We start from the raw sequence: 12,356 nt of genomic DNA, 5'->3' as shown, positions 1-12,356 counted from the left end.
CCTGGTGCCAGTGAACCCCGAGCTCGTCGGCCGCGACTTCCCGCCGACGACCCCCTACCTCGTGGGTCGGGAGAAGGTGCGCGAGTTCGCGCGCGCCGTCTTCGCCGATGACCCGCAGCACACCGACCTCACCGCCGCGCAGGCGCTCGGCTACGCCGACGTCGTCGCGCCGCCGACCTTCGCGATCGTCGTGACCGACGCGACGCTCCAGCAGCTGCTGGGCGAGCCCGACTCGGGCATCGTCCTCAAGAACGTGCTGCACGCCGAGCAGAAGTTCCGCTACTCCCGGCCGATCGTCGCGGGCGACGAGCTCACCGCGAAGCTCTCGGTCACCGGCATCCGTGCCATGGGCGCGGCCGCGATGGTGACGAGCGAATCCGAGATCACGGATGCCGCGGGCGACCACGTCGTCACGACGACGTCCGTCCTGCTCGTGGGGGAGGGCGAGGCATGAGCGCGCTCGAGAACCTGACCGTCGGCGACGTCGTCGCCGAGCGGACCGTGCACCTCACGCGCGAGTCGCTCGTGCGCTACGCCGGCGCCTCCGGGGACTTCAACCCCATCCACTACCGCGATGACGTGGCGTCTGCGGTGGGCCTGCCGGGCGTGCTCGCCCACGGCATGCTCACGATGGGGCTCGCCGTCGGCACGATCGAGTCGTGGGTCGGCGACACCGGCCGCATCCTCGAGTACGGCGTGCGCTTCACCAAGCCCGTCGTCGTCGACCCCGAGACCGGAGCCGACGTGACCGTCGTCGCGAAGGTCGGCGCGGTCGACGAGGAGTCCGCCCGCATCGACCTGACCGTGTCGTTCGAGGGTGCCACCGTGCTCGTCAAGGCGCAGGTGCGCGTCCGGACCATCTGACGCATGCCCGACGTCACCCCCATCCCGCTCGCGCGGCTCACGACGCTGCGCACCGGCGGCACGCCGGAGCGCATGATCGACGCCCACACCGCCGAGGAGCTCGTCGCCGCCCTGCGCGACGTCTGGGCCTCCGGCGACGAGTGGCTCGTGCTCGGCGGCGGGTCGAACCTCTTCGTCGGCGACGAGCCCTTCGACGGCACCGTCGTGCGCGTGCTCACGCAGGGCATCGAACGGATGCCGTCGCCCCTGCCCGGACGCGTGCGGCTCACGGTGCAGGCGGGCCACGACTGGGATGACCTCGTCGGGTTCGCGGTCGCCGAAGGGCTCGGCGGCATCGAGGCGATGTCGGGGATCCCCGGAACCGTCGGCGCCGCCCCCGTGCAGAACATCGGTGCGTACGGCCAGGAGATCGTGCAGACCCTCAGTGAGGTCGAGCTGCTCGACGAGTCGACCGGCGAGGTGTCGACCGTTCCCGCGGCCGAGCTGGGCCTGGGCTTCCGGACCTCCGTCCTCAAGCACCACTACGGCTCGGTGCCCGCGCGGCGCGCGGTGATCCTCTCGGTGACGCTCGACCTCCCCGACATCGGCCAGGGCGCCCGTCGCATCGCCGGCGATCAGCTCCGTACGGCGCTGCGCCTCGGTCCCGACGACGAGACGACCCTCGCGTGGGTGCGTGAGCGCATCCTCGGGACCCGGCGCACCAAGGGCATGGTGCTCGACGCCGACGACCCCGACACGTACAGCGCCGGGTCGTTCTTCCAGAACGCGGTGGTGTCGGCATCCTTCGCCCGCACCCTCCCCGAGGCGTGCCCGCGCTGGCCGGTGCATCCCGACCTCGACCCGGTGCTCGTCATCCCGCTCGCGAACTTCGACGGCTACGTGCCCGCGCCGACCACTGTCGAGTCCGACGTCAAGGTCAGCGCCGGCTGGCTCATCGAGCACGCCGGCGTGCGCAAGGGCTTCAAGCTGCCGCGCTCGCGCGCCGGCCTGTCGACGAAGCACGCCCTGGCGCTCACGAACCGCGGCCATGCGACCGCCGCCGAGCTCGCCGAGCTCGCCCGCTTCATCCAGGGCCGCGTGCAGTCCGAGTTCGGCCTGATCCTCCAGCCCGAGCCCGTCCTGGTGAACGTCGAGCTCTAGCCCCGGGCCGAGGCATCCGCCCGTCCCCTCGTTGGCTCGAGGGTTCGCGGGCGCAGCCAAACTCGAGTCGCCAAGACACGCCGAGCGGGTCGTCCGTTCCTCGGCGTGTTCTGGCTAGTGGCCTCCCGCGCGACCAGGTCCCCGACAGCCGAGTGCGCTCGTGCGCACGGGCGCTCGCGCGCTCCACCGGCGACCCTCAGCATCGTCGGTCGCCAAGACACGCCGGCTCGTCGATCATCATTCCGGCGTGTTGTGGCGACTCGTCGGCGAGGTCGGACCGTGACGTGAGGAGCGACAGAGGGGACGAGGGCGACGGTCAATTGGCGAGATGACGCCGGATGCGCGCAATCACTATGCTCGGGTCGTCGAAGTCTCGCGCGGTCACGACCGTCACGCGATAGCCAAGAGACTCGAGCTCAGCGCGCCGCATCTGGTCCCGGCTCCACTGACCCGGCGTGACATGGTGTTCGCCGTCGTACTCGACCACGACTCGCTCGGAGCGGTACAGCATGTCGACACGCGCGATGAAGCGTCCACGGTGGTAGATCTCGACGTTCGTCTCGGGCATGGGAAGTCCGGCCAGCACGAGTATCGTGCGCAGTTCGGACTCCCGCGGCGACTCCGACCCAGGCGAGCATAGGGACAGGGCCTGCGCGCGGGCGCGGGCACCACTGCCTCGTCCCGCCCGGCTATGCGCCTGCTCGAGCCGCTCGAGCGAGACGACGGGTCGGCGGCGCGAGATGAGATGGTCGGTGACCGCCACGAAGCGAGGCAGGGAGACCGACGTGGCGAGGTCGACCCACGTCCGAGCGGGTGACGTCGCTGGAAGGCCGGCCTTCTCGCACAGGTCGTCGCGGCCGACCTTGAGTGCGCGCCCGGCGACTCCGGCCCGTCGGACCCGATTGGAGGGAAGCGCAACCCCGATCGTCGGCCGCTCGATGGCTTGCCATTCGAGGGCCAAGGGCAGCGGCATCCGGTGAAGGAATGCTGCCGTCGGTCCGCAGGCGAAGGCGTGCATCGGAAGCACCGAGAACAGCAGCGCGAGGCGTTCCAGCTCTGAGAGGGACCGCTGGGCGCGCGCCCCGTGGAAGGGCTTGGCGAGCCGCTTGGCCTGTAGTCGACCGGAGGAGACCCCGAGGCCTCTCGCGCGACGCACGGTGAATGCGTTGCCCAGCTCGGGTGGAAGCTCGCGACTCATGCAGCCAGATTGACGCGCTCGCTGTCCCACGTTCGGCCTGCTCCGGGAAGTCCGTGCAGAGCCCTTCCTTCTCCCCGACTGTGGAGGAGAGCCCCGTCGCGCGCACGTCCTCAGCCTGGGTCTCGCGAGTCGCCAGAACACGCCGGAAGGAGGCCGGACCATACGGCGTGTTGTGGCGATTCGAGGGGCGGCCGAGCCCGGCGGGCGAGGGGGCCGGGTGGGAGGGGCAGGACACAGGACGGGCGGGCGGACAGATAGGAAACGCGGATGCCTCGAGCCCGAGGCATCCGCGTTCCGAAAGGGTTTTACGAGGCGAAGAGGCGCTGCATGCGCTGCACGCCCTCGAGGAGGGCGTCGTCGCCGAGGGCGTACGAGAGGCGCAGGTAGCCGGAGGGGCCGAAGGCCTCCCCGGGGACAACGGCGACCTCGGCCTTCTCGAGGATGAGGTCGGCCAGCTCGAGGGAGGTCGTCGGCGTGACACCCGCCCACTCGCGGCCGAGGAGTCCGCGCACGTCGGGGTAGGCGTAGAAGGCGCCGAGCGGCGTCGGCACCTCGACGCCGTCGATCTTCGACAGCTCGGCGACGATCAGCTGGCGGCGGCGGTCGAAGGCCTGTCGCATCTGTTCGACCTCGTCCTGGGGTCCGGAGAGGGCGGCCAGCGCCGCGCGCTGCGCGATGTTGTTGACGTTCGAGCACAGGTGCGACTGCAGGTTGCCGGCGATCTTGATGGCGTCCTTCGGGCCGACCATCCAGCCCAGGCGCCAGCCCGTCATCGCGTAGGTCTTCGCGACGCCGTTGACGAGGATCGTCTGGCCCGCGGCCTCCGGAACCGCCTCCACGATCGACACGGCGCGCGTGCCTTCGTAGACGAGGTTCTGGTAGATCTCGTCCGAGATGATCCAGATGCCGTGCTCAACGGCCCAGCGGCCGATCGCCTCGGTCTCCTCCAGCGTGTACACCGAGCCGGTCGGGTTCGACGGCGACACGAACACGAGCGCCGTGGTCTTGTCGGTGCGGGCGGCCTCGAGCTGCTCGACGGTGACCTTATAGTCCTGGTCGGCACCGGCGAAGACCTCGACGGGGATCCCGTCGGCCAGGGCGATCGCCTCGGGGTAGGTGGTCCAGTACGGAGCCGGCAGCAGCACCTCGTCGCCGGGGTTCACGACGGTCTGGAAGGCCTGGTAGACGGCCTGCTTGCCGCCGTTGGTGACGATGACCTGCGACTGATCGACCTCGAGACCCGAGTCGCGGAGCGTCTTCGCGGCGATCGCCTCGCGCAGCACGGGAAGACCGGCGGCGGGCGTGTAGCGGAAGTTCGCGGGGTTGTGGAGGGCCTCCGCGGCCGCGTCGACGATGAACTGCGGCGTCGCGAAATCGGGCTCGCCCGCCGCATAAGAGATGACGGGGCGGCCGGCGGCCTGCAGAGCCTTCGCCTTGGCATCGACCTTCAGGGTCGCGGACTCGGCGATGGCGGAGAGCTTGCGGGAGAGCGGTGCGCGTTCTGTCACGGTTCGAGCGTAGTCCGCGTGACGGGAGGCTTCAGCGCCGATTGCGGACGTGTGGCCTGCTCGTGTGCGGGATGCACGTGCGACGCGACGGATCGTCCGATGGGTAAGCGCTCTTCCGGATCGGCCCGGCGACGCGGTACCCTGTGCGTCGTGGACGCCTGGATCTGGGGAGCCGTCGTGCTCGCCATCGTGCTCGTCATCGCCGGTGGGATCGCCTGGTGGCTCGCGCGCGGGTGCGTGCTGACCATCATCGGCGCCACGGGCGCCATCCTCGGCGGCCTCGTCGCCCTGATCAGCCTCGTGCTGCTGCTCGACCCCGACGTCGGTCTGCGCGTCGCGTTCATCGTCACGGTCGGCTCGGGGGTGTGGCTGCTCGCGTGGGCCCTGGCGGGAGGCATCCGCGGTCAGCGCATGCTCCGTGCCGAACAGCGAGCGGATGCCGAGGCTCGCGCAGTGCCGGTCCCGGTGATGGTCGCCTCGCGCCACTGATCCGCGTCACGCCGCCGCGCGGCAGCGAGGTGGACGGTGGCATCCACCGAATGGGGGATGCCGTCTCCTGCGGATGACCGCTGGGCGCAGCATCCGTCATCCGTGACGCTGGAAGCATGCAGACACAAGCGGTGCGGGTGCGGAACCTGCGCAAGACGTACGGTGACCGCACGGTCGTCGACGGGGTGTCGTTCGAGATCGAGCGCGGCGAGACCTTCGCCCTCCTCGGGCCGAACGGCGCCGGCAAGTCGACGACCGTCGAGATCCTCGAGGGGTACCGGCGCCGCACGGGCGGCGACGTCGAGGTGCTCGGCGTCGACCCGGCCACGGGTGGGCTCGACCTCAAAGCCCGGCTCGGCATCGTGCTCCAGTCGACCGGCCAGTCCGGCCTCGTCACCGTCCGCGAGCAGCTGCGGCAGTTCGCGGGCTTCTACCCGGACCCGCGCGACGTCGACGAGGTGATCGCGGCCGTCGGCCTCGAGGCGCAGGCGAAGACGCGCATCTCGAAGCTCTCGGGCGGGCAGCAGCGCCGCGTCGATGTGGCCCTCGGCATCATCGGTCGCCCGGAACTGCTCTTCCTCGACGAGCCCACGACGGGCTTCGATCCGCACGCGCGTCGCGAGTTCTGGGAGCTCATCCGCCGACTGCAGGCCGAAGGCACGACCATCGTGCTGACCACGCACTACCTCGACGAGGCGGCGCAGCTCGCCGATCGGGTCGCGGTGATCGCGGACGGGCGGCTGCGCGCGATCGGACCCGTCGCGGGGTTCGGCGGCGCGGCCGCCCGCGTTCCCATCGTGCGCTGGGTGGAGGACGGGATGCTGCGGCACGAGCGCTCCGAGGACCCGTTCGCGTTCGCGACCGCCCTGGCGGCGCGGCTGGGCGAGGCGCCCGCCGAGCTCGAGATCGTGCGGCCGAGCCTCGAGGACGTCTACCTCGAGATGGTCGGTGACACCACCGCGGATGCCGCCGCGGGTGCGGCCGTCGAGAAGAAGGGAGCGGTGCGATGAGCGCCACCGTCGAGAAGACCCGCGCCGCGGGCGCGCGTCGGCGGCGCGCCCGCCGCAACGTCCTGAGCGTGGGCGTCTGGCGCACCCGGTTCGAGCTGATGCAGTACTTCCGCTCGGGCGACACGCTGTTCTTCACGTTCCTCTTCCCGGTCTTCATGCTGGGGCTGTTCAGCGTCGCCTTCGGCTCGGACGGCGACGTGCAGATCGCCCCCGGCGTGCCGCCGATCTCGATGGCCGAGCTGTACCTGCCCGGCATGATCGCCGCGGGCCTGCTGCTGTCGGGGTTCCAGAATCTGGCGATGGACATCGCGATCGAGCGGTCCGACGGCATGCTCAAGCGTCTGGGTGGCACGCCGCTGTCGCCGGTGAGCTACTTCATCGGCAAGATCGGTCAGGTGCTGGTCACCGGAGTGCTCCAGTCCGCCCTGCTGCTGGTGTTCGCGTCGACCGTGCTCGGGGTCGAGCTGCCCACGGAGCCGGCGCGCTGGGCGACGTTCGCGTGGGTGTTCGTCCTCGGCATCACGACGTCGGCCCTGCTCGGCGTCGCGCTGTCGTCCGTGCCGCGCACCGCGAAGAGCGCGACCGCCGTGGTCGTGCCCATCGCCCTCGCGCTGCAGTTCATCTCCGGCGTGTACCTCACGTTCTCGCAGCTGCCGGAGTGGCTGCAGAACGTCGCGGGCCTCTTCCCGCTCAAGTGGATGGCGCAGGGCATGCGCGCGGTGTTCCTGCCCGAGGACTACGCGACGCTCGAGCAGAACGGCGAGTGGAACCTCGCCGGCGTCGCGATCGCGCTCGGCATCTGGCTGATCGTGGGTCTGGTGCTCTCGCGGATCACCTTCCGCTGGATCCGGCGCGACGCGTAGCCTGCGGGTGGGCCGAGGGGAAGAGGGACGATGCTGACGAAGCGCGGGTGGGACGCGATCGTGTCGATCGTGTCGGCCGTCATCGCGATCGCGCTCGTCTTCCTCTTCCCACCGGTCACCCCGGCCCGCACCGTGATCGCGCTCGCCGCCATCGGCCTCTTCGCCCTGGGCTACGCCCTGATCGGCCGCGACGCGATCGAGCCGCCGCGCGCGGCGTGGCGGTACCCCGCCTTCCTGTCGGTGGCGGCCGTCGCGGCCGGGATCGGCGCCGGTGCGGCACCCTTCATGGCGATGCTCCAGACCCTGGCCTACCCGCTGGTGTGGGTCATCGGCGATTCGCGCAAGCGCGGAATCGGCGGCTCGGCCGTCATCGCCGGCAGCGTCTTCGTCGGGGCGAGCTTCGGGTACGGACCGAACCTTGACTCTCTCCTCGCGGGTGCCACCACCGCGGTCTTCTCGCTCTCGTTCGCGATCGCCATCGGCCTCTGGATCGCCCGCATCGCCGAGTACGGCGAGGAGCGCGAACGCCTGCTCGCCGAACTGACGGCGGCGCAGACCGAGGTCGAGGCGCTCAGCCGGGAGCGCGGCGCCTCCGCCGAGCGCGAGCGCCTGGCCCGCGACATCCACGACACCCTGGCGCAGACCCTCGCGGGGCTGGTGATTTTCGCCGAGCGCGCAGGCCGTCAGTCTCGGGAAGGCCAGACGGATGCTGCGGCCACGACGATCGCGACGGTCGAGCAGGTCGCCCGCGACGCCCTCGCCGAGTCCCGTGCGCTCGTCGCCCGCACGGCGGCCGTTCCCCGCGAGGCGGCCTTCGGCGCCGCGGTCGAGCGCCTCATCGAGCGGTTCCGGGAGCACGGGACGGCGCGCATCGCCCTCGACACCGCCGGCGTGGAGGGCGAGCTCGACCGCGAGGCCCAGGTGGTGCTGCTGCGCTGCCTGCAGGAGGCGCTGTCGAACGTGACCAAGCACGCGGCCGCGGCGGAGGTGACGGTGCGCGTCGAGGTCGCGGCGGACGGCGCCGCCGTGCTCGACGTGACCGATGACGGACGCGGCTTCGACACCTCGCGGCCCACGAGCGGGTTCGGGCTCGACGGCATGCGCGAGCGTGTGGCGCTCGCAGGCGGCACGTTCGACGTCGCTTCGACCCCTGGCCACGGCGCGACCCTGACGGTCAGGCTTCCGGCGGTGTCGCAGGACGAACGGGGTGCCGGAGCGCCGGTGCCGGTCATGCCCGCCACGATGGGAGATGCGCCGGCCGAGGCCGTGCGGACGAAGGGAGATCGCCTGTGATCCGGCTGCTGATCGCCGACGACCACCCGGTGGTGCGCGCCGGCCTCGCCGGACTGCTCTCGGATGAGCCCGGCTTCGAGGTCGTGGCCGAGGCATCCGACGGCGATGAAGCCGTGCGTCTCGCGGGCGCGACCCGCCCCGACGTCGTGCTGATGGACCTGCGGATGCCGCACGTCGACGGTGTCGCCGCCACCGCCCGGATCGCCGGGGGAGAGGCGGGCGACCCGCCGCCGCGCGTGCTGATCCTCACCACCTACGAGTCCGACGACCAGATCCTCGCCGCCATCGAGGCCGGAGCGACGGGGTACCTCCTGAAGGCCGCACCGCAGGCCGAGATCGTCGCCGGCATCCGCTCGGTGGCGGCGGGGCAGTCGGCCCTCTCGCCCCAGGTGGCGGTGCGGCTCGTCGAGCGCATGCGGCGGCCGGAACCCGAGACGGTGCTGACCGCGAGGGAGCTCGACGTGCTGCGGCTGGTCGCGACGGGCCACAGCAACAAGCAGATCGCGGTCGTCCTGGGCATCGGCGAGTCGACGGTCAAGACGCACCTGCTCAAGGTGTTCGAGAAGCTCGGCGTCGCCGACCGCACGCGCGCCGTGACCCTCGCGATGGAGCGCGGACTGCTCGTCCAGCGCTGACGACGCGAACGACGGATGCTGCGACCCGGCCGGGTCGCAGCATCCGTCGTTCTCCAGGCTCAGCCGAACTGGTTCATCGTGTTGTGCTGACCGCCGGCCTTGAGGGCGGCGTCGCCGGCGAAGTACTCCTTGTGGTTGTCGCCGATGTCGCTTCCCGCCATGTTCTGGTGCTTCACCGTGGCGATGCCCTCGCGGATCTCGCGACGCTGGACGCCCTTCACGTAGGCGAGCATGCCCTCGTCCCCGAAGTAGCCCTTCGCGAGGTCATCGGTCGACAGGGCCGCCGTGTGGTACGTCGGCAGGGTGATCAGGTGGTGGAAGATCCCGGCGCGGGCGGCGCCGTCACGCTGGAAGGTGCGGATCTTCTCATCGGCCACCCGCGCGAGCTCGGTGTCGTCGTACGCGACGTTCATCAGGTCGCCACGGTCGTAGGCCGAGACGTCCTCGCCCTGCTCGGCCAGGAGGTCGTACGCCTGCTGCCGGAAGTTGAGCGTCCAGTTGAACGACGGGCTGTTGTTGTAGACGAGCTTCGCGTTCGGGATGACCTCGCGGATCGCGTCGACCATGCCGGCGATCTGCTCCACGTGCGGCTTCTCGGTCTCGATCCACAACAGGTCGGCGCCGTTCTGCAGCGACGTGATGCAGTCGAGCACGACGCGCTCCTCTCCGGTTCCCGGACGGAACTGGTACAGGTTGCTCGCGAGCCGCTTCGGGCGCAGCAGCGTGCCGTCGCGCTTGATGACGACGTCGCCGTTGCCGAGGTCGGCGTCCGAGATCTCCTCCACGTCCAGGAACGAGTTGTACTGGTCGCCGAGGTCGCCGCTCTGGTGCGTGACCGCGAGCTTCTGCGTGAGCCCGGCGCCGAGCGAGTCGGTGCGGGCCACGATCACGCCGTTCTCGATGCCGAGCTCGAGGAAGGCGTAGCGGACCGCGTTGATCTTCGCGATGAAGTCCTCGTGCGGGACCGTGACCTTGCCGTCCTGGTGGCCGCACTGCTTCTCGTCCGACACCTGGTTCTCGATCTGGATGGCGCACGCGCCCGCCTCGATCATCTTCTTCGCCAGCAGGTACGTGGCCTCGGGGTTGCCGAAGCCCGCGTCGATGTCGGCGATGATCGGCACCACGTGGGTCTCGTAGGTGTCGATCTGCGACTGGATGAACTCGACCGCGGTGTCGTCGCCGGCGGCGCGCGCGTCGTCGAGCTGCGTGAAGAGCAGATCGAGCTCACGGGCGTCGGCCTGACGGAGGAACGTGTAGAGCTCCTCGATGAGCGCCGGGACCGCCGTCTTCTCGTGCATCGACTGGTCGGGAAGCGGCCCGAACTCGGAGCGGAGCGCGGCGACCATCCACCCCGACAGGTAGAGGTAGCGCTTGTTCGTGGACTTCAGGTGCTTCTTGATCGAGATGAGCTTCTGCTGCCCGATGAAGCCGTGCCAGACGCCGAGCGACTGGGTGTAGACCGACGAGTCCGCGTCGTACTCGGCCATGTCGCGGCGCATGATGTCGGCCGTGTACTGGGCGATCTCGAGTCCCGTGCGGAAGCGGTTCTGCGCCCGCATGCGGGCGGCGGACTCGGGGTCGATGGCATCCCAGCTCGAGCCGTGCCGCTCTTTGAGCGCCCGGATGGCTTCGATGTCGTCCTGGTAGGCAGTCATGTTCGTTTCCTTGTTGGTCTCGGGGAGCGGGGGATCAGTCGGTCTCGACGAGGTACTTCGCATAGGCGGGGAGCGTCAGGAACGCCGGGAAGTCCTGGCCGAGCGCGACTTCGCGGAAGATGTCCGCGGCGTCGTCGAACCGGTCGCCCTCGCGGCGATCCGCCTCGGCCAGCACCTGCGTGACGAGTGCCTCGATCGACTCCCGCGTGATCAGCGTGCCGTCCTCGGTGGTGCGGTCCTGGTGGATCCACTGCCAGACCTGGCTACGGCTGATCTCGGCGGTCGCGGCATCCTCCATGAGGTTGTCGATGGCGACGGCGCCGAGGCCGCGCAGCCACGCCTCGATGTAGCGGATGGCCACCGACACGTTGCCGTGCACGCCCGCCGTCGTGATCGGGCGTCCGATGTGGACGTCGATCAGATCGGACGCCGCCACCTCGACCTCGGGACGCTGACGGTCGAGCTGGTTCGGGCGATCGCCCAGCACGGCGTCGAACTCGGCGCGGGCGACCGGGATGAGGTCGGGGTGCGCGACCCACGTGCCGTCGAAGCCGTCGCCGGCCTCGCGCTTCTTGTCGGCCGCGACCTTCTCGAACGCGCGCTCCGTGACCTCCGGGTCGCGGCGGTTCGGGATGAAGGCGCTCATGCCGCCGATCGCGAAGGCACCGCGCTTGTGGCACGTCTTCACGAGCAGCTCGGTGTACGCCCGCATGAACGGAACGGTCATCGTGACCTCGCTGCGGTCCGGCAGCACGAACCGGGCACCGCGACCGCGGTAGTTCTTGATGATCGAGAAGATGTAGTCCCAGCGACCCGCGTTCAGGCCCGCGATGTGGTCGCGCAGCTCGAAGAGGATCTCCTCCATCTCGAACGCGGCCGGCAGCGTCTCGATCAGCACCGTCGCGCGGATGGAGCCGTGGGGGATGCCCACGTACTGCTCGCTGAACGTGAACACGTCGTCCCACAGCTTCGCCTCTTCGCTCGACTCGAGCTTGGCGATGTAGAAGTAGGGGCCGCGGCCGTTCGCGATCAGCTGCTTCGCGTTGTGGAAGAAGTACAGGCCGAAGTCCACGAGCGAGCCGGACGCGGCCATCGTGCGGCCGGTGCGGTCGGTGAAGCGGATGTGCTGCTCGGGCAGGTGCCATCCACGCGGACGCATCACGATGGTGGGCGTCTCGGTCGCCGTGACCTCGTAGCGCTTGCCCTCGGGGCTCGTGAACGACAGCTCGCCGCGGATCGCGTCGCGCAGGCTCAGCTGGCCCTCGATGACGTTCTTCCAGGTCGGGCTGGTGGCGTCCTCCTGGTCGGCGAGCCACACCTTGGCGCCCGAGTTCAGCGCGTTGATCGTCATCTTCGGGTCGGTCGGGCCCGTGATCTCGACGCGACGGTCCTCCAGGCCGGGGCCGGCGCCGGCGACCTTCCACTCGGCATCCTCGCGGATGTGGCGCGTGTCGTCGCGGAACTGCGGGTCGTGGCCGTTGCCGATCTCGAAGCGGCGGCGCATGCGGTCGGCGAGCCGGTCGTGGCGGCGGGCGCCGAAGCGGTGGTGCAGCTCGGTGAGGAATGCGAGCGCCTCGGGCGTCAGGACCTCGTCGTAGCGGGGGCCGAGGCGGCCGGCGATCTCGATCGAGGGCTCGTGGGTCTGGGTGGGGATGGGGCCGGTGCGCGTACGCATCGGGGTGGCGGTCGCAGGTGTCATGT

12 protein-coding genes are annotated in these 12,356 nt (G+C 70.4%); 8 read left to right on the top strand and 4 right to left on the bottom strand.

Annotated elements, in window-relative coordinates; all coding sequences use genetic code 11:
- Positions 1-4: 4 nt before the first annotated feature.
- Genes ACFVSU_RS05545 through ACFVSU_RS05535 form a run of 3 tightly spaced genes read left to right on the top strand, consistent with a single transcriptional unit; the run spans position 5 to position 2,004 of the window.
- On the top strand, positions 5-454 hold the full coding sequence (locus tag ACFVSU_RS05545; protein ID WP_387139224.1) for a MaoC family dehydratase N-terminal domain-containing protein: 450 nt from the start codon (positions 5-7) through the stop codon (positions 452-454).
- Positions 451-864: a MaoC/PaaZ C-terminal domain-containing protein gene (locus tag ACFVSU_RS05540; protein ID WP_387139221.1), complete on the top strand. Its 414-nt coding sequence runs from the start codon at positions 451-453 to the stop codon at positions 862-864. Before ACFVSU_RS05545 ends, ACFVSU_RS05540 begins: the two co-directional genes overlap by 4 nt.
- A gap of 3 nt (positions 865-867) precedes the next feature.
- Positions 868-2,004, top strand: coding sequence for a UDP-N-acetylmuramate dehydrogenase (locus ACFVSU_RS05535; protein ID WP_387139218.1), 1,137 nt, complete (start codon positions 868-870; stop codon positions 2,002-2,004).
- Positions 2,005-2,320: 316 nt separating this feature from the next.
- Here ACFVSU_RS05535 and ACFVSU_RS05530 read toward each other — a convergent pair whose 3' ends face one another.
- Positions 2,321-3,232 (bottom strand): endonuclease domain-containing protein, encoded by a 912-nt coding sequence (locus ACFVSU_RS05530; RefSeq protein ID WP_387139215.1) that lies wholly within the window; start codon positions 3,230-3,232, stop codon positions 2,321-2,323.
- Positions 3,233-3,507: 275 nt separating this feature from the next.
- On the bottom strand, positions 3,508-4,710 hold the full coding sequence (locus tag ACFVSU_RS05525; RefSeq protein ID WP_387139212.1) for a pyridoxal phosphate-dependent aminotransferase: 1,203 nt from the start codon (positions 4,708-4,710) through the stop codon (positions 3,508-3,510).
- A 150-nt stretch (positions 4,711-4,860) separates the two neighbouring features.
- On the opposite strand from ACFVSU_RS05525, the gene ACFVSU_RS05520 reads away from it, so the two are divergent.
- The 5 genes from ACFVSU_RS05520 to ACFVSU_RS05500 all read left to right on the top strand — a co-directional run bounded on the left by ACFVSU_RS05520 (position 4,861) and on the right by ACFVSU_RS05500 (position 9,000).
- The gene (locus ACFVSU_RS05520) at positions 4,861-5,199 is read left to right on the top strand and encodes a hypothetical protein (protein ID WP_310285167.1); all 339 of its coding nucleotides are present in this window, start codon (positions 4,861-4,863) and stop codon (positions 5,197-5,199) included.
- 116 nt (positions 5,200-5,315) lie between these two features.
- Positions 5,316-6,209: an ABC transporter ATP-binding protein gene (locus ACFVSU_RS05515; RefSeq protein ID WP_387139209.1), complete on the top strand. Its 894-nt coding sequence runs from the start codon at positions 5,316-5,318 to the stop codon at positions 6,207-6,209.
- Entirely contained in the window at positions 6,206-7,072 is an 867-nt protein-coding gene (locus tag ACFVSU_RS05510; RefSeq protein WP_387139206.1) for an ABC transporter permease, read from the top strand. The genes ACFVSU_RS05515 and ACFVSU_RS05510 overlap by 4 nt, the downstream gene beginning before the upstream one ends.
- Before the next feature lie 30 nt (positions 7,073-7,102).
- Positions 7,103-8,365 carry a sensor histidine kinase gene (locus ACFVSU_RS05505; RefSeq protein WP_387139203.1) on the top strand — a complete coding sequence of 421 codons (1,263 nt, stop codon included), beginning with the start codon at positions 7,103-7,105 and terminating at the stop codon, positions 8,363-8,365.
- Positions 8,362-9,000: a response regulator gene (locus ACFVSU_RS05500; RefSeq protein ID WP_387139200.1), complete on the top strand. Its 639-nt coding sequence runs from the start codon at positions 8,362-8,364 to the stop codon at positions 8,998-9,000. Before ACFVSU_RS05505 ends, ACFVSU_RS05500 begins: the two co-directional genes overlap by 4 nt.
- 59 nt (positions 9,001-9,059) lie before the next feature.
- On the opposite strand, the gene ACFVSU_RS05495 is transcribed toward ACFVSU_RS05500, so the two are convergent.
- Together ACFVSU_RS05495 and aceB are read right to left on the bottom strand one after the other, a co-directional pair.
- Entirely contained in the window at positions 9,060-10,655 is a 1,596-nt protein-coding gene (locus ACFVSU_RS05495; RefSeq protein WP_387139197.1) for an isocitrate lyase, read from the bottom strand.
- Between the two features lie 34 nt (positions 10,656-10,689).
- The gene (gene aceB / locus ACFVSU_RS05490; protein WP_387141249.1) at positions 10,690-12,330 is read right to left on the bottom strand and encodes a malate synthase A; all 1,641 of its coding nucleotides are present in this window, start codon (positions 12,328-12,330) and stop codon (positions 10,690-10,692) included.
- Between the last annotated feature and the right edge of the window lie 26 nt (positions 12,331-12,356).

The sequence above is a fragment of the Microbacterium sp. NPDC058062 genome, from assembly GCF_042885375.1.
GTDB classification, from domain to species: domain Bacteria; phylum Actinomycetota; class Actinomycetes; order Actinomycetales; family Microbacteriaceae; genus Microbacterium; species Microbacterium trichothecenolyticum_C.
This window is presented reverse-complemented; position numbering and strand designations above follow the sequence as displayed.